14 protein-coding genes are annotated in these 16,190 nt (G+C 68.8%); 12 read left to right on the top strand and 2 right to left on the bottom strand.

The annotated features are described in order from the left end of the window. Positions 1–4: 4 nt before the first annotated feature. On the top strand, positions 5–844 hold the full coding sequence (locus KRX52_RS13985; protein ID WP_217682328.1) for a CorC family transporter: 840 nt from the start codon (positions 5–7) through the stop codon (positions 842–844). A 241-nt stretch (positions 845–1,085) separates the two neighbouring features. Then, positions 1,086–2,621 carry an apolipoprotein N-acyltransferase gene (gene lnt / locus KRX52_RS13980; protein ID WP_217682327.1) on the top strand — a complete coding sequence of 512 codons (1,536 nt, stop codon included), beginning with the start codon at positions 1,086–1,088 and terminating at the stop codon, positions 2,619–2,621. Positions 2,622–2,657: 36 nt separating this feature from the next. Here lnt and KRX52_RS13975 read toward each other — a convergent pair whose 3' ends face one another. Continuing rightward, positions 2,658–3,419 (bottom strand): YdcF family protein, encoded by a 762-nt coding sequence (locus KRX52_RS13975; RefSeq protein WP_217682326.1) that lies wholly within the window; start codon positions 3,417–3,419, stop codon positions 2,658–2,660. 263 nt (positions 3,420–3,682) lie between these two features. Here KRX52_RS13975 and leuS point away from each other — a divergent pair, with 263 nt between their 5' ends. The 4 genes from leuS (at position 3,683) to arfA (ending at position 8,328) form a co-directional block, all read left to right on the top strand. Then, positions 3,683–6,304 carry a leucine--tRNA ligase gene (gene leuS / locus KRX52_RS13970; RefSeq protein WP_217682325.1) on the top strand — a complete coding sequence of 874 codons (2,622 nt, stop codon included), beginning with the start codon at positions 3,683–3,685 and terminating at the stop codon, positions 6,302–6,304. 75 nt (positions 6,305–6,379) lie between these two features. Then, a complete protein-coding gene (locus KRX52_RS13965; protein WP_217682324.1) occupies positions 6,380–6,976 on the top strand; it encodes an LPS-assembly lipoprotein LptE in 597 nt (198 codons plus the stop codon). 40 nt (positions 6,977–7,016) lie between these two features. Further along, a complete protein-coding gene (gene holA / locus KRX52_RS13960; RefSeq protein WP_217682323.1) occupies positions 7,017–8,054 on the top strand; it encodes a DNA polymerase III subunit delta in 1,038 nt (345 codons plus the stop codon). Between the two features lie 97 nt (positions 8,055–8,151). Continuing rightward, positions 8,152–8,328 carry an alternative ribosome rescue factor ArfA gene (arfA, locus tag KRX52_RS13955; protein WP_217682322.1) on the top strand — a complete coding sequence of 59 codons (177 nt, stop codon included), beginning with the start codon at positions 8,152–8,154 and terminating at the stop codon, positions 8,326–8,328. 32 nt (positions 8,329–8,360) lie between these two features. On the opposite strand, the gene KRX52_RS13950 is transcribed toward arfA, so the two are convergent. After that, complete coding sequence (locus KRX52_RS13950; protein ID WP_217682321.1) at positions 8,361–9,251, bottom strand: PA4780 family RIO1-like protein kinase; 891 nt, start codon at positions 9,249–9,251, stop codon at positions 8,361–8,363. 446 nt (positions 9,252–9,697) lie between these two features. On the opposite strand from KRX52_RS13950, the gene KRX52_RS13945 reads away from it, so the two are divergent. The 6 genes from KRX52_RS13945 (at position 9,698) to aauR (ending at position 16,134) form a co-directional block, all read left to right on the top strand. Then, positions 9,698–10,606, top strand: a complete 909-nt coding sequence (locus KRX52_RS13945) for a glutamate/aspartate ABC transporter substrate-binding protein (RefSeq protein ID WP_217682320.1) — start codon at positions 9,698–9,700, stop codon at positions 10,604–10,606. A 77-nt stretch (positions 10,607–10,683) separates the two neighbouring features. Further along, positions 10,684–11,430: an amino acid ABC transporter permease gene (locus KRX52_RS13940; protein ID WP_217682319.1), complete on the top strand. Its 747-nt coding sequence runs from the start codon at positions 10,684–10,686 to the stop codon at positions 11,428–11,430. Next, positions 11,427–12,095, top strand: coding sequence for an amino acid ABC transporter permease (locus tag KRX52_RS13935; protein ID WP_217682318.1), 669 nt, complete (start codon positions 11,427–11,429; stop codon positions 12,093–12,095). The genes KRX52_RS13940 and KRX52_RS13935 overlap by 4 nt, the downstream gene beginning before the upstream one ends. Continuing rightward, on the top strand, positions 12,092–12,826 hold the full coding sequence (locus KRX52_RS13930) for an amino acid ABC transporter ATP-binding protein (RefSeq protein WP_217682317.1): 735 nt from the start codon (positions 12,092–12,094) through the stop codon (positions 12,824–12,826). Before KRX52_RS13935 ends, KRX52_RS13930 begins: the two co-directional genes overlap by 4 nt. A 91-nt stretch (positions 12,827–12,917) precedes the next feature. Beyond that, the gene (locus KRX52_RS13925) at positions 12,918–14,816 is read left to right on the top strand and encodes a sensor histidine kinase (RefSeq protein WP_217682316.1); all 1,899 of its coding nucleotides are present in this window, start codon (positions 12,918–12,920) and stop codon (positions 14,814–14,816) included. Then, positions 14,809–16,134: a two-component response regulator AauR gene (gene aauR / locus KRX52_RS13920; RefSeq protein ID WP_217682315.1), complete on the top strand. Its 1,326-nt coding sequence runs from the start codon at positions 14,809–14,811 to the stop codon at positions 16,132–16,134. Before KRX52_RS13925 ends, aauR begins: the two co-directional genes overlap by 8 nt. Positions 16,135–16,190: the final 56 nt, after the last annotated feature.

Here is a 16,190-nt window from a genome sequence, read left to right as displayed (position 1 = left end):
ACACATGAGCGAAGACCGATCGAGCCAGGGGCAGAGGTCCTGGCTGGAAAGAATCACCCAGGCGTTTTCCCATGAGCCGAAAAGCCGCCAGGAGCTCCTCGAAGTCCTGCGCGAAGCCCATGAGAACAAGCTGCTCGACACCGAAGCGCTGGCGATCGTCGAGGGCGCCATCCAGGTCGCCGATCTGCAGGTGCGCGACATCATGATCCCGCGCTCGCAGATCATCACCATCAAGGCCTGCCAGAGCCCCCAGGAGTTCCTCCCGGCGGTGATCGACGCCGCCCATTCGCGCTACCCGGTGATCGGCGAGAACCTCGATGAAGTCGTCGGCATCCTGCTGGCCAAGGACCTGTTGCCGCTGCTGCTGCACGGCAGCGAACAGGCCTTCGACCTGCACAAGCTGATGCGCCCGGCCACCTTCGTCCCCGAGTCCAAGCGCCTCAACGTGCTGCTGCGCGAGTTCCGCGCCAATCGCAACCACATGGCCATCGTCATCGACGAATACGGCGGCGTGGCCGGCCTGGTGACCATCGAGGACGTGCTGGAGCAGATCGTCGGCGACATCGAGGACGAGCACGACGTCGAGGAGGACAGCTACATCAAGGCGCTGCCCAGCGGCGACTTCATCGTCAAGGCGCTGACCCCGGTGGAGGACTTCAACGAATCCTTCGCCACGACCTTCGCCGAGGACGACTTCGACACCATCGGCGGCGTGGTGATGAGCACCTTCGGCCACATGCCCAAGCGCAACGAAGTGACCGACATCGGCGGCTTCCGCTTCCGCGTGGTGAATGCCGACAGCCGGCGCATCCACCTGCTGCGGGTGACGCCGCTGGTGCGCTGAGGCTGGCGCGCGCAGCGTAGGCTGGATGGCCACCCCGTGGAAAACTCGCGCAGCGATTTTCCACGGGAACGCTGCGTCATGCGGTGGGCAAGGCCTGTGGCCGCTTCCCACCCTGCGCGCCGAGCATCCCCAGGTTCCTGCCTGGGGATGCCGGTATCGCCTCGCCTTCCCCACGCCCGTGCTAGCCGGGCGCCCGCGGCTCCATTAAGCTGCCCCCGCCTCTCTCTGCCAAGGAATTCCCATGCGCTGGATCACCCGCCCCGGCTGGCCGGGTCACCTGCTTGCGCTGGCGGCCGGCGCCCTCACGCCGCTGGCCCTGGCGCCCGTCGACCTGTGGCCGCTGGGCCTGCTGTCGCTGGCCCTGTTCTACCTCGGTCTGCGCGGACTGGGGCCGCGGGCCGCCCTGGCGCGCGGCTGGTGCTACGGCTTCGGCGTCTTCGCCGCCGGTACCAGCTGGGTCTATGTCAGCATCCACGACTACGGCGCCGCCTCGCCGGCGCTGGCCGGGCTGCTGACCCTGCTGTTCAGCGCCGGGCTGGCGCTGTTCTTTGCACTGCCGGCCTGGGCCTGGGTCAAATGGCTGCGCCGCGAACGCGCGCCGCTGGCCGATGCGCTGGCCTTCGCCGCCCTGTGGCTGGCCCAGGAAGCCCTGCGGGGCTGGCTGTTCACCGGCTTCCCCTGGCTGTACATCGGTTACAGCCAGCTCGCCGGACCGCTGGCCGGGCTGGCGCCGCTCGGCGGCGTCTGGCTGCTGTCGTTCGGCATGGCGCTGACTGCGGCGCTGATGGCCAACCTGCCGGCGCTGCTGCCGCGCTGGCCGTCGGCGCTGACGGCCCTGCTGCTGCTCGCCGCCACCTGGGGCGGCGGCCTGCTGCTCCGGGACCACGCCTGGACCCAGCCGGCCGGCGCGCCGCTCAAGGTCGCCGCCATGCAGGGCAATGTCGAGCAGAGCATGAAGTGGGACCCCGAGCAGCTCAATGCCCAGCTGGCCCTGTACCGCGACCTGACCTTTGCCGAGGCACCGGCCGACCTGTACGTCTGGCCGGAAACCGCGGTGCCGGTGCTCAAGGAATATGCCGAGGGCTACCTCAGCGTGATGAGCCGCTTCGCCAGCGAGCGCAACGCCGCGCTGATCACCGGCGTGCCGCTGCGCCAGGCCGACGGCGAGGGCCGGCCGCGCTACTACAACGCGGTGCAGGTGATCGGCCGGGGCGAAGGCACCTACCTCAAGCAGAAGCTGGTGCCGTTCGGCGAGTACGTGCCGCTGCAGGATCTGCTGCGCGGGCTGATCGCCTTCTTCGACCTGCCGATGTCCGACTTCGCCCGCGGCCCGGCCGACCAGCCCATGCTGCAGGCGCGCGGCTACCGCATCGCCCCCTACATCTGCTACGAGGTGGTCTACCCGGAGTTCGCCGCCGGCCTCGCCGCACGCAGCGAGCTGCTGCTGACGGTGAGCAACGACGCCTGGTTCGGCACCTCGATCGGTCCGCTGCAGCACCTGCAGATGGCGCAGATGCGCGCCCTGGAGGCCGGGCGCTGGATGATCCGCGCCACCAACAACGGCGTCACCGCGCTGATCGACCCGTTGGGGCGCATCGACGCCCATGTGCCGCAGTTCCAGCGCGCCGTGCTGCGTGGCGAGGTGGTGCCGATGCAGGGCCTGACGCCCTATCTGCAGTGGCGCGCCTGGCCGCTGACCGGCCTGTGCGCCCTGCTGCTCGGCTGGCCGCTGCTCGCCGGCCGCCGCGAGCGCCGGCTGTTCGCCGCGCTGGGCTGATCCCAAACCGCCTCGCCCCGGCGCCGGGGGCGGGGCTCAGCGATAGACCAGCGGATAGGCCAGCAGCCCCGCCGCCTCGTTGAGCAGCTGGCCGCTCTGCCACACCGCGGCGGCCTCCGGCAGCCAGCCGCCCCACGGGCGGGCGTTGGCCACGCCGAGAAAGCCCATCGGCGCCGCGACCACCGCGAAGCCCAGCCGCTCGAAGCACCAGCGCGCCCGCGGCATGTGTGGAGCCTGGGTCACCAGCACGATGCGCCGCACGCCGGCGGCGCGCAGCAGCGGCGCGCTGAGGGTGGCGTTTTCCCAGGTGGTGCGGCTCGCGCCTTCCTGCCAGCGCACCGCCACGCCGAAGTCCTCCTGCAACACCGCGGCCAGCAGCTCGGCCTCGCTGGGAGGCGCGCCGTAGTGCAGGCCGCCGCTGACCAGCAGCGGCAGTCCGCTGGCCTTGTGCAGGCGCGCAGCGAAGCGCGCCCGCTCCATGGCCGACAGGCTCGGCTGGTCGCCGCCCCAGCCCGGATCGCCGCGCTCGCGCCCGCCGCCGAGCACCACGATGGCCTCGGCGCGCTGCGCCAGGGCCGGCCACTCGGCCGTGGCCAGCGCCGGCTCGCGCTCGAGCAGCCGCCCGCCCCACTCGACCGCCACCGGCAGGCTCGACAGCCACAGCCCGCCCAGGCCGAGCACGCCACAGGCCAGCGCCAGGCGCGGACGCCGTGCCCGCCACCACCAGGCCAGCAGCAGGAGCAGGAACAGGCCGCCCGGCGGCAGCAGCAATTGCTTGAACAGGTAACGCAGCGGCATGCCGATCTCCCTTGCCCGCCCATGGCGGCGGCCGTTGTCGATGTCGGCCGGCATCATATAGCGGATGCCCGTGCGCCGGCCTCGCCGGGCGTCCGTGGTTGCCGCCCGCCAGCCACAGCCGCACGATCGCCACCGGCGAGCCCGAGCCCCGCGGCGAGTGGCCGCCCCACGCCGTCTGCGGCGATCAGGGTTTCCCCTGATCCGCGGGGGTCATGTATGCTTAGCCTCTTTGGTCAACTCCCTTTTTCCAGTCCGGCAGAGCCATGCACGAACAGTATCAGCCCCGCGAAATCGAAGCCGCCGCGCACTCCCACTGGGACGCGCACCAGTCCTTTGAAGTAAGTGAACAGCCAGGCAAGGACACCTTCTACTGCCTGTCGATGTTCCCCTACCCGAGCGGCAAGCTGCACATGGGCCACGTGCGCAACTACACCATCGGCGACGTGATCGCGCGCTACCAGCGCATGCAGGGCAAGAACGTGCTGCAGCCGATGGGCTGGGACGCCTTCGGCATGCCGGCGGAAAACGCCGCCATGCAGAACCAGGTCGCCCCCGCCGCCTGGACCTACGCCAACATCGACTACATGAAGACCCAGCTGAAAAGCCTGGGCCTGGCCATCGACTGGTCGCGCGAAGTCACCACCTGCAAGCCGGACTACTACCGCTGGGAGCAGTGGCTGTTCACCCGCCTGTTCGAGAAGGGCGTGATCTACCGCAAGAACGGCACCGTCAACTGGGACCCGGTGGACCAGACCGTGCTGGCCAACGAGCAGGTGATCGACGGCCGCGGCTGGCGCTCCGGCGCGCTGGTCGAGAAGCGCGAGATCCCGATGTACTACTTCAAGATCACCGCCTACGCGGATGAGCTGCTGCAGTCCCTCGACAATCTGGATGGCTGGCCCGAGCAGGTCAAGACCATGCAGCGCAACTGGATCGGCAAGTCGCGCGGTATGGAAGTGAGCTTCCCCTACGACGCCGCCAGCATCGGCAGCGAGGGCGAGCTGAAGGTGTTCACCACCCGTCCGGATACCCTGATGGGCGCCACCTACGTGGCGGTGGCCGCCGAACACCCGCTGGCCAGCATCGCCCTGAGCCAGCTGCCGGCCGACCAGGCCGCCGAACTGCAAGCCTTCGTCGACGAGTGCAAGCGCGGTGGCGTGGCCGAGGCGGACATCGCCACCCAGGAGAAGAAGGGCCTGGCCACCGGCCTGTTCGTGCAGCACCCGCTGACCGGCGAGAAGCTGCCGGTGTGGGTCGCCAACTACGTGCTGATGAACTACGGCGAAGGCGCGGTGATGGCCGTGCCGGCGCACGACGAGCGCGACTTCGAGTTCGCCCACAAGTACGCCCTGCCGATCAAGACCGTGATCCGCACCAGCGCCGGCGACCAGACCCCAGCGCCGTGGCAGGACGCCTATGGCGAGCACGGCCAGCTGATCAACTCCGCCGAGTTCGACGGCCTCGACTTCCAGGGCGCCTTCGACGCCCTCGAAGTGGCGCTGCAGCAGAAAGGCCTCGGCCAGGCGCGCACCCAGTTCCGCCTGCGCGACTGGGGCATCAGCCGCCAGCGCTACTGGGGCTGTCCGATCCCGATCATCCACTGCGCCAGCTGCGGCGACGTGCCGGTGCCGGAAGACCAGCTGCCGGTGGTGCTGCCCGAGGACGTGGTGCCGGACGGCGCCGGCAGCCCGCTGGCGCGCATGCCCGAATTCTACGAATGCAGCTGCCCGAAATGCGGCGGCGCGGCCCGCCGCGAAACCGACACCATGGACACCTTCGTCGAGTCGTCCTGGTACTACGCGCGCTACGCCTCGCCCAAGTTCGAGGGCGGCATGGTCGACAAGGCCGCGGCCAACCACTGGCTGCCGGTCGACCAGTACATCGGCGGCATCGAGCACGCCATCCTGCACCTGCTGTACGCGCGCTTCTTCCACAAGCTGATGCGCGACGAGGGCCTGGTCGACAGCGACGAGCCGTTCACCAACCTGCTGACCCAGGGCATGGTGATCGCCGAGACCTACTACCGCCTGCAGGATAACGGCGCCAAGCTGTGGTTCAACCCGGCCGACGTCGAGCTGGAGCTGGACGCCAAGGGCAAGCCGCTGTCCGCCAAGCTGAAGAGCGACGGCCTGCCGGTGGAAATCGGCGGCATCGAGAAGATGTCCAAGTCGAAGAACAACGGCGTCGACCCGCAGACCATGATCGAGCAGTACGGCGCAGACACCTGCCGCCTGTTCATGATGTTCGCCTCGCCGCCGGACATGAGCCTGGAATGGTCGGACTCCGGCGTCGAGGGCGCCAGCCGCTTCCTGCGCCGCGTCTGGCGTCTGGCCCACGCCCACGTCAGCGCCGGCCTGCCGGGCGCGCTGGACAAGACCGCGCTGAGCGATGCCCAGAAGGACGTGCGCCGCGCCATCCACCTGGCCATCCGCCAGGCCAGCCAGGATATCGGCCAACACCACAAGTTCAACACCGCCATCGCCCAGGTGATGACCCTGATGAACGTGCTGGAAAAGGCACCGAACGAAAGCGCCCAGGACCGCGCCCTGCTGCAGGAAGGCCTCGAAGCCGTGGCCCTGCTGCTGGCGCCGATCACCCCGCACATCAGCCACGCGCTGTGGCAGCAGCTGGGCCATGCCGAGGCGATCATCGACGCCACCTGGCCGCAGGTCGACGACGCCGCCCTGGTGCAGGACAGCCTGACCCTGGTGGTGCAGGTCAACGGCAAGCTGCGCGGTGAGATCCAGGTCGCCGCCACCGCCTCCCGCGAGGAAGTGGAAGCCGCCGCCCGCGCCAACGAGAACGTGCTGCGCTTCACCGAGGGCACCACCATCCGCAAGGTGATCGTGGTCCCCGGCAAGCTGGTCAACATCGTTGCCAACTGAGTGTCGCCACGCGACGCAAGCCATCCAATCCGCCGCCCGCCCATCGCGGGCGGCGCTGCACAAGAGGGAAGACTGATGAAACGGAGCCTGACCGGCCTGCTGCTGGTGATGCTGACCACGACGCTCGTCGCCTGCGGCTTTCAGCTGCGCGGCGTCGGCAGCAACGATTTCGCCCTGAAGGAGCTCGACCTCAGCGCCCGCAACGCCTACGGCCAGACCGTCAAGGACGTGCGCCGCCTGCTGGAGGCTAGCGGCGTGCGCGTGCACGACGGCGCGCCCTACGAGTTGGTGCTGACCCACGAGGGCGAGCAGCAGCGCACCGCCAGCTACACCAGCTCGGCGCGCAGCGCCGAGTACCAGCTGACCACCAGCCTCGACTACCAGATCCGCAGCGGCAACCTGTCCCTGCTCGACGACAAACTGGAAGTGCAGCGGGTCTACGTACACGACTCCAACAACCTGATCGGCTCCGACCAGGAGTCCCAGCAGTTGCGCACCGAGATGCGCCGCGAACTGGTGCAGCAGCTGCTCATGCGCCTGCAGCAGCTGACTCCGGCGCGCCTCGGCGAGCTGCAGGAAAAGGCCCAGGCGCGCGCCGAGGCCGAAGCCAAGGCCAGCGCAGCCGCCCGCCAGAGCGCGCCGGCACCGGCTCTGCCGCTGCTGCAGCGCTGATCCGCCAGACGGGGCCGCAGGGCCCCGTTTGCTTCTGCCGATGAAACTCAATCCCGCCCAACTGGCCAAGCACCTGCAGGGTCCGCTCGCCCCGGTCTACGTGGTCAGCGGCGACGACCCGCTGCTGTGCCAGGAAGCCTGCGACGCCATCCGCGCCGCCTGCCGCGCCCGCGAATTCAGCGAACGCCAGGTGTTCCACGTCGACGCCAATTTCGACTGGAACCTGCTGCGCGAAGCCGGCGCCAGCCTGTCGCTGTTCGCCGACAAGCGCCTGCTGGAACTGCGCATCCCCGGCGGCAAGCCGGGCGACGACGGCACCCGCGCGCTGCTCGACTACCTGGCGCGTCCGGCCGAGGACACCGTGCTGCTGCTCAGCCTGCCGCGGCTCGACGGCAAGACGCAGAAGAGCAAGTGGGCCAAGGCGCTGATCGACGGCGACCACTGCCAGTTCGTGCAGATCTGGCCGGTGGACGCCGCGCAGCTGCCACAGTGGATCCGCCAGCGCCTGGCCCAGGTCGGCCTGGCCGCCAGCGCCGAGGCGGTCGACCTGCTGGTGGCGCGCATCGAGGGCAACCTGCTGGCGGCGGTGCAGGAAATCGACAAGCTGCGCCTGCTGGTCGACGGCAACCAGCTCGACGTGCAGACGGTGCAGGCCAGCGTGGCCGACAGCGCGCGCTTCGACCTGTTCGGCCTGCTCGACGCGGCACTGGCCGGCGACGCGGCGCACGCCCTGCGCATGCTCGAGGGCCTGCGCGGCGAGGGGGTGGAAGCGCCGGTGATCCTCTGGGGTCTGGCGCGCGAACTGCGCCTGCTCGCCACCCTCGCCCAGCAGCACGGCCAGGGCCAACCGCTGGAGCGGCTGATCGCCCAGGCCAAGCCACCGATCTTCGGCAAGCGCCAGGCCCTGGTCGGCCGCGCCGTGCAGCGTCTTCCGGCCAGCCGCTGGAACCAGCTGCTGCGCGATGCCCAGCTGATCGACGCGCAGATCAAGGGTCAGGCGCCCGGCAATGCCTGGAGCGGGCTGGCGCAATTGGCCCTGCAGATCGCCGGCGTGCGCCTCAATCTGCCCAGCGAGTAATTCGGCTCGTTTTCTGCACAGCGCCGCTGGACATTTTCTGTACAGCGACCGATGATGCGCGCGCCTGCACGCTGGCAGGTCCGCATGAGGAAAGGTCATGGCCAAACCACGCAAACCCGGCCCGAACAAGGCCAAATCCCTGGCTGCCCAACCGCTGTTCCGCTGCCGCCAGGAACGTCCCGCCAAGGGCAAGGGCAGCTACCAGCGCGAAGCCTTCCGGTTCACCGACCGGGAGGCTTCTTCCTTTGCGGGCCAGGAAAAGGCGGCCGCCTGAGCGACGCCCCTCCCCGGCTCATGGCCCGCTGACTAGCCCAACCACGGCGGCGGCGGTTCCTCGCGCTGCGGCGGCGCATCTTCAGCCGCCAGGGCCGCCTTGCGGCGCTCTTCGTCGGCCAGTGCCGCGTTGATCTCGCGCATCACTGCGTCGACATCCGCCTCTTCTTCGGGCTCCTCGAACTCGCCGGTCAGCTCGCTCTCCGCCGTCAGCTTGCCGGCCTCGAACAACGCCCACATTTCCTTGGCATGCTTGCGCGTCAGCAACTCGGGCGCGAAGTGGCCGAAATAGGCGTTCATGTTGGCTACGTCGCGCTCGAGCATCTTGAACGCATGGTTGTTGCCGGCGGCATCCACGGCCTGCGGCAGGTCGATCACCACCGGGCCGTCCGGGCCGAGTAGCACGTTGAACTCCGAGAGGTCGCCATGCACCAGGCCGGCACAGAGCATCAACACGACCTGGCGGATCATGAAGGCATGGTATTCACGCGCCTGCTCGGGGGTCAGGTCGACATCGTTGAGGCGTGGCGCCGCATCGCCGTCGGCACCGGCGACCATCTCCATCAGCAGCACGCCGTCGAGAAAGTCGTAGGGCTTGGGCACGCGCACGCCGGCACTGGCCAGGCGGTAGAGCGCGGCCACCTCGGCGTTCTGCCAGGCTTCCTCTTGCTCCTTGCGGCCGTGCTTGCTGCCCTTGGCCATGGCCCGCGCATCGCGGCTGTTGCGGACCTTGCGGCCCTCCTGGTATTCGGCGGCCTGGCGGAAGCCGCGCTTGTTGGCCTCCTTGTAGACCTTGGCGCAGCGCAGTTCGCTACCGCAGCGCACCACGTACACGGCTGCTTCCTTGCCGCTCATCAGCGGACGCAGCACCTCGTCGATCAGGCCATCCTCGGCCAGCGGCTCAAGACGTTTGGGTATCTTCATCGGTTCTACTGCAGGTCCTTGCCATGAAACGGGGGAAAACAGGCGTGCCGACACCTCGGCAGGCGTGGTCGGCACAAACTAGCTGCACGTTATACGCCAAACACCCCGAAGCCGCCCAGCACCGGGCGACCGCAGCCCGGCCAGGCCCGCCCGGCCGCGACCCCGCACGGACGTCCGGTTTTCCGAACGCAACTGCGCCCGGCATCCGGCCAGCCGGACGCAGAGCCCGTGGACAGCCTTCGCCTGAAAATTAAAATCCTTTATTTTCAATAGGTTATGAATATAACCAGGCCATCGAAAAGCTGGCCCGCATCCTGCACCTAGACTTGCCATAAGCGCGATACGCCTGCCACTCGAGCCTGGTGCCCGCACGTCAGGCAGCCGTTCCTCGACGGAGCGGACGGTATCGCTGTTTACGCGCCCAACAACAAGTCGAGGAAACACTCATGCGTATCGCCCCCCGTTTGCTGAGCAGTGCCATCGCCATCGCCCTGCTGTCCGCCCCGGCCTTTGCCGAAGAACTCAGCGGCACGCTGAAGAAGATCAAGGAGTCCGGCACCGTCACCCTCGGCCACCGCGATTCCTCGATTCCTTTCTCCTACCTGGGCACCGATCCGCGCCAGCCGATCGGCTACGCCCACGACCTGCAGATGAAGGTGGTCGAGGCACTCAAGCAGAAGCTCGGCGTGCCGGAACTCAAGGTGCGCTACAACCTGGTCACCTCGCAGACCCGCATTCCGCTGGTGCAGAACGGCACCGTCGACCTCGAGTGCGGCTCGACCACCAACAACCTCGAGCGGCAGAAGCAGGTGGATTTCTCGGTGGGTATCTTCGAGGTCGGCACCCGCCTGCTGACCAAGAAGACCTCCGGCATCGCCGACTTCGCCGACCTCAAGGGCAAGAACGTGGTGACCACCGCCGGCACCACCTCCGAGCGCCTGCTCAAGGCGATGAACGCCGACAAGCAGATGGGCATGAACATCATCTCGGCCAAGGACCACGGCGAATCCTTCCTGATGCTCGAATCCGGCCGCGCAGTGGCCTTCATGATGGATGACGTGCTGCTCTACGGCGAAATGGCCAAGGCGCGCAAGCCGGACGAGTGGACGGTGGTCGGCACCCCGCAGTCCTACGAGATCTACGGCTGCATGCTGCGCAAGGGCGACCCGGCCTTCAAGCAGGTGGTCGACGACGCTATCGCCGCCACCTTCAAGTCCGGCGAGATCAACGCGATCTACGACAAGTGGTTCCTCCAGCCGGTGCCGCCGAAGAACCTCAACCTGAACTTCCCGATGAGCGAGCAGTTCAAGAAGCTGATCGCCGAACCGACCGACAAATCGGCCGAGCAGCTGTAAAGCCGTGACTGTCCGCGGGGCGTGCGCGCCCCGCAGCACAGTCTGCCTTGCGCCATCAATAGAAGGGGTACCCCCGCATGGATTACAACTGGGACTGGGGCGTGTTCCTCAAGTCCACCGGCATCGGCGACGAGATCTACCTGGACTGGTTCATCACCGGTTTCGGCTGGACCCTCGCGGTCGCCCTGGTGGCCTGGATCATCGCCCTACTGCTCGGCTCGCTGCTCGGCGTGCTGCGTACCGTACCGAACCGCTGGTTGTCCGGCCTCGCCACCGTCTACGTGGAAACGTTCCGCAACGTGCCGCTGCTGGTGCAGCTGTTTCTCTGGTACTTCCTGGTGCCCGACCTGCTGCCCACGCCGCTGGAAACCTGGTTCAAGCAGGACCTCAGCCCGGCCACCTCGGCCTACCTGAGCGTGATCGTCTGCCTCGGCCTGTTCACCGCCGCGCGGGTCTGCGAGCAGGTGCGCACCGGCATCCAGGCGCTGCCCAAGGGCCAGGCCGCCGCCGGCTGCGCGCTGGGCTTCACCCTGGCGCAGATCTACCGCTTCGTCCTGCTGCCGCAGGCCTTCCGCATCATCATCCCGCCGCTGACCTCGGAGTTTCTCAACATCTTCAAGAACTCCGCGGTGGCGTCCCTGATCGGCCTGATGGAGCTGCTGGCGCAGACCAAGCAAACCGCCGAGTTCTCGGCCAACCTGTTCGAGGCCTTCACCCTGGCCACGCTGATCTACTTCACCCTGAACATGAGCCTGATGCTGTTCATGCGCTACGTCGAGAAGAAGATCGCGGTACCGGGCCAGCTCGCCGCAGGAGGTAAATGATGGACTTCAGCGCAATTCCCGCGGCCCTGCCGGGACTCTGGGACGGCATGCAGCTGACCCTGCAGCTGCTGGTGCTGGGCGTCATCGGCGGCGTGGTGCTGGGCACCCTGCTGGCGATGATGCGCCTGGCGCACAACAAGCTGCTGTCCGGCCTGGCCACCGCCTACGTCAACTACTTCCGCTCCATCCCGCTGCTGCTGGTGATCACCTGGTTCTACTTCGCGGTGCCCTTCGTGCTGCGCTGGATCACCGGCGAGGACACCCCGGTGGGCGCCTTCAGCTCGTGCCTGGTGGCCTTCGTGATGTTCGAGGCCGCGTACTTCAGCGAGATCGTCCGCGCCGGCATCCAGGCGGTGCCCAAGGGCCAGATGAGCGCCGCCCAGGCGCTGGGGATGAACTACGCGCAGACCATGCGCCTGATCATCCTGCCCCAGGCGTTCCGCAAGATGACTCCGCTGCTGCTGCAGCAGAGCATCATCCTGTTCCAGGACACCTCGCTGGTCTACACGGTCGGCCTGATGGACTTCCTCAACGCCGCCCGCTCGCGCGGCGACATCATCGGCCAGCCCCACGAGTTCCTCATCTTCGCCGGTCTGGTGTACTTCATCATCAGCTTCGCCGCCTCGCAGCTGGTCAAGCGTCTGCAGAAAAGGTTAGCCGTATGATCTCGATCAAGAACGTCAGCAAGTGGTACGGGGACTTCCAGGTTCTGACCGACTGCACCACCCAGGTGAACAAGGGCGAAGTGGTGGTGGTGTGCGGGCCGTCCGGCTCGGGCAAGTCGACCCTGATCAAGTGCGTCAACGCGCTGGAGCCGTTCCAGAAAGGCGACATCGTGGTCGACGGCACCTCGATCGCCGATCCGAAGACCGACCTGTCGAAACTGCGCTCGCGGGTCGGCATGGTGTTCCAGCACTTCGAGCTGTTCCCGCACCTGTCGATCACCGAGAACCTGACCCTCGCGCAGATCAAGGTGCTCGGCCGCGGCAAGGAGGAAGCCACCGAGAAGGGCCTCAAGCTGCTCGACCGGGTCGGCCTCAAGGCCCACGCGCACAAGTTCCCCGGCCAGCTGTCCGGCGGCCAGCAGCAGCGCGTGGCGATCGCCCGCGCGCTGGCCATGGACCCGGTGGTGATGCTGTTCGACGAACCGACCTCGGCGCTCGACCCGGAGATGGTCAACGAGGTGCTCGACGTGATGGTCCAGCTCGCCCAGGAAGGCATGACCATGATGTGCGTGACCCACGAGATGGGCTTCGCGCGCAAGGTGGCCAACCGGGTGATCTTCATGGACCGCGGGCAGATCGTCGAGGACTGCGCCAAGGAGGCGTTCTTCGGCGACGTCAACGCCCGCTCCGAGCGCGCCCAGCAGTTCCTCGCCAAGATCCTCCAGCACTGAAGGCCCGGGCGGCGGGCTCTCCCGCCGCCCGGCTCCGGCCACCCAGAAACGGCCAGCCCGGCGCCACACTGGCCGCACGGACCCGATTGTGATGCAATCCCCCCATCCCAGCCCCTGCGCGTTGCCGCCCTCGCTGACCGTGAACCCGCGCCTGCTCCCGCCCCTGTACCTGCCGCTGCTGGCCATCCTGCTGATGTTCGGCTGCGGCTACCTCGCCTACCACCTGAGCGAGCAGGCCGGCCTGCGCGCCCTGGCGGACAGCGGCGAGCGCCAGCTGGAGCTGCACGCGCGCACGGTGGAAAGCGCGATCAGCACCCACACCTACCTGCCCAGCCTGCTGGAGCTGGAAGACGGCGTCAGCCGCCTGCTGCTGGCGCCGAGCGAGGCGCGTCGCACACGGGTCAACCAGTACCTCGAAGGCCTCAACCAGCGCAGCGGCAGCCGGGCGATCTACCTGCTCGACCGCAGCGGCCGGGTGGTCGCCACCAGCAACTGGCGCGACGCCGACAGCTTCCAGGGCGAGGACCTGTCGTTCCGCGCCTACTTCCAGGACGCCCTGCAGGGCAAGCCCGGGCGCTTCTACGGCGTCGGCAGCACCACCGGCGAAGCCGGCTACTATCTGGCCCACGGCCTGCGTCACGACGGGCAGATCATCGGCGTGGCGGTGGTGAAGATCCGCCTCGACCCGCTGGAACAGCGCTGGCAGCGCGCGCAGCTGCAAGCCTTCGTCAGCGACGACAACGGCATCGTCATCCTCTCCAGCGACCCGGCGCGGCGCTTCAAGTCGGTGCTGCCCCTCGACGCCGCGCGCCGCGCGCAGCTGGCCGCCAGCCTGCAATACCACTGGACCCGTTTCGAGGAGCTGCAGCCGCTGGGCCGCGAACGCCTCTCCGCCGACACCGAACTGCTGACCCTGGCAGGCGCCAACGGCGCGCGGCCGCTGGCCTACCTGGCGCAGACCCTCAGCCTCAACGACCCGCCGTGGCAGTTCACCCTGCTCTCGCCGGTGCAGGAGGTGCGCCGCGCCGCCACCAGCCACGGCCTGCTCGCCGCGGTGGCCTTCGCCCTGCTGGCCTTCCTGCTGATCGCCTGGAACGAGCGGCGCAAGGTGTTGGCCACCCGTCTGGCCGCCCGCGAGGCGCTGGAGCAGGCCAACAGCCAGCTGGAACGGCGCATCACCGAGCGCACCGAGCACCTGCGCGCCAGCAACGAGCACCTCAAGGCGCAGATCCGCGAGCGCCGCCAGGCCGAGGAAAGCCTGCGCCGGACCCAGGACGATCTGGTGCAGGCCGGCAAGCTGGCGGTGATCGGCCAGATGTCCACCTGCATCGCCCACGAACTCAACCAGCCGCTGGCCGCCCTGCGCACCCTGTCCGGCAACACCGTGCGCTTCCTCGCCCGCGGCGACAGCGCCACCGCCAGCAGCAATCTGCAGACCATCGGCGAGCTGGTCGACCACATGGGCCGCATCACCGCCAGCCTGCGCGCCTTCGCCCGGCGCTCCGACGACCGCGGCGAGGCGGAACTGGGCAAGGCGGTGGACGCCGCCCTGTTCCTCCTCCACCCGCGCCTGGAGCGCACGCCGCTGCAGATCCACCGCGCCTGCGCCGATGCCCGCCTGGCCATCGACCAGACCCGCCTGGAGCAGATCCTGGTCAACCTGATCGTCAACGCCGCCGACGCGATGAGCGCGCAGGCCGACCGCCAGCTGTGGCTCGCCGGCCAGGTCGACGACGGCCACTACCGGCTGAGCGTGCGCGACAACGGCCCCGGCGTGCCGCCGGCGCTGCGCGGACAGCTCTTCGAGCCGTTCTTCACCACCAAGCCCGGCGAGCAGGGCCTCGGCCTCGGCCTGACCCTGTCGGCCAGCCTGGCCGCCGCCGCCGGCGGCAGCCTCGCCGCCAGCCACCCCGACGAGGGCGGCACCGTCTTCGAGCTGCGCCTGCCGCTGCTGCCCCCTTCCCCCGCCGAGTCCCCCCGCGATGAATGAGCCCCTGACCGTCCTGATCGTCGAGGACGATCCCCACGTGTTGCTCGGCTGCCAGCAGGCGCTGGCCCTCGAGGACATCCCCAGCGAGGGCGTCGGCAGCGCCGAGGAGGCGCTGGCGCGGGTCGGCGAGGACTTCGCCGGCATCGTCATCAGCGACATCCGCCTGCCCGGCATGGACGGCCTGAGCCTGCTCGGCCAGCTCAAGGCGCGCGACCGCAGCCTGCCGGTGGTGCTGATCACCGGCCACGGCGACATCAGCATGGCCGTCGGCGCGATGCGCGACGGCGCCTACGACTTCATGGAAAAGCCGTTCTCCCCCGAGCGACTGGTCGACGTGGCGCGCCGCGCCCTCGAACAGCGCAGCCTGGCCCGCGAGGTGTCGGCACTGCGCCGCCAGCTGGCCGGCCGCCAGGCCCTGGAGGAGCGCCTGATCGGCCGCTCGCCGGCCATGGCGCAGCTGCGCGCGCTGATCGCCAACGTCGCCGACACCTCGGCCAACGTACTGATCGAGGGCGAGACCGGCACCGGCAAGGAGCTGGTGGCGCGCTGCCTGCACGACTTCAGCCGGCGCCAGGACCGCCCGTTCGTCGCCCTCAACTGCGGCGGCCTGCCGGAAAGCCTGTTCGAGAGCGAGATCTTCGGCCACGAGGCGCACGCCTTCACCGGCGCCGGCAAGCGGCGCATCGGCAAGGTCGAGCACGCCAGCGGCGGCACCCTGTTCCTCGACGAGATCGAGAGCATGCCGCTCAACCTGCAGATCAAGCTGCTGCGCGTGCTGCAGGAGCACAGTCTGGAGCGCCTCGGCTCCAACCAGAGCATCGCGGTGGACTGCCGGGTGATCGCCGCGACCAAGGCTGACCTCGACGAGCTGGGCCGCCGCGGCCAGTTCCGCAGCGACCTGTACTACCGGCTCAACGTGGTCACCCTCGAACTGCCGCCGCTGCGCGAACGGCGCGAGGACATCCCGCTGTTGTTCGAGCACTTCCTGCAGCTGTCCGCGCTGCGCTTCGACCGCCCCGTCCCCGAGCTGGACCGCCAGACCCTGGCCGGCCTGCTGGCCCACGACTGGCCGGGCAACGTGCGCGAACTGCGCAACGTCGCCGAGCGCTTCGCCCTCGGCCTGCCGGCGTTCAAGAAGTCCGGTTCCGGTGCGGAAAGCGGCGGGCCGAACTTCGCCGAGGCGGTGGAAGCCTTCGAGAAACGCCTGCTCGGCGACGCCCTGGAGCGCCACGGCGGCAACCTCAGCCAGGCCAGCCAGGCGCTGGGCATGGCCAAGACCACCCTGTTCGACAAGGTCAAGAAGTACCGCCTGCAGTAGGCTGCGCCGTGCGCACCGCGGACTTGTGCCGGGACCAAGGTGCGCACCGCGCACCC

Origin of the sequence: Geopseudomonas aromaticivorans (assembly GCF_019097855.1) — a bacterium.
Classification (GTDB): domain Bacteria; phylum Pseudomonadota; class Gammaproteobacteria; order Pseudomonadales; family Pseudomonadaceae; genus Geopseudomonas; species Geopseudomonas aromaticivorans.
The sequence above is the reverse complement of the archived record's forward strand: the minus strand, read 5'-3'. Positions and strand labels throughout refer to the sequence as shown.

Excerpts from the sequence above, each read along its gene's own strand:
- KRX52_RS13985 (WP_217682328.1), top strand. The coding sequence starts at position 5 with ATGAGCGAAGACCGATCGAGCCAGGGGCAGAGGTCCTGGCTGGAAAGA.
- lnt (WP_217682327.1), top strand. The coding sequence starts at position 1,086 with ATGCGCTGGATCACCCGCCCCGGCTGGCCGGGTCACCTGCTTGCGCTG.
- KRX52_RS13975 (WP_217682326.1), bottom strand. The coding sequence starts at position 3,419 with ATGCCGCTGCGTTACCTGTTCAAGCAATTGCTGCTGCCGCCGGGCGGC.
- leuS (WP_217682325.1), top strand. The coding sequence starts at position 3,683 with ATGCACGAACAGTATCAGCCCCGCGAAATCGAAGCCGCCGCGCACTCC.
- KRX52_RS13965 (WP_217682324.1), top strand. The coding sequence starts at position 6,380 with ATGAAACGGAGCCTGACCGGCCTGCTGCTGGTGATGCTGACCACGACG.
- holA (WP_217682323.1), top strand. The coding sequence starts at position 7,017 with ATGAAACTCAATCCCGCCCAACTGGCCAAGCACCTGCAGGGTCCGCTC.
- arfA (WP_217682322.1), top strand. The coding sequence starts at position 8,152 with ATGGCCAAACCACGCAAACCCGGCCCGAACAAGGCCAAATCCCTGGCT.
- KRX52_RS13950 (WP_217682321.1), bottom strand. The coding sequence starts at position 9,251 with ATGAAGATACCCAAACGTCTTGAGCCGCTGGCCGAGGATGGCCTGATC.
- KRX52_RS13945 (WP_217682320.1), top strand. The coding sequence starts at position 9,698 with ATGCGTATCGCCCCCCGTTTGCTGAGCAGTGCCATCGCCATCGCCCTG.
- KRX52_RS13940 (WP_217682319.1), top strand. The coding sequence starts at position 10,684 with ATGGATTACAACTGGGACTGGGGCGTGTTCCTCAAGTCCACCGGCATC.
- KRX52_RS13935 (WP_217682318.1), top strand. The coding sequence starts at position 11,427 with ATGATGGACTTCAGCGCAATTCCCGCGGCCCTGCCGGGACTCTGGGAC.
- KRX52_RS13930 (WP_217682317.1), top strand. The coding sequence starts at position 12,092 with ATGATCTCGATCAAGAACGTCAGCAAGTGGTACGGGGACTTCCAGGTT.
- KRX52_RS13925 (WP_217682316.1), top strand. The coding sequence starts at position 12,918 with ATGCAATCCCCCCATCCCAGCCCCTGCGCGTTGCCGCCCTCGCTGACC.
- aauR (WP_217682315.1), top strand. The coding sequence starts at position 14,809 with ATGAATGAGCCCCTGACCGTCCTGATCGTCGAGGACGATCCCCACGTG.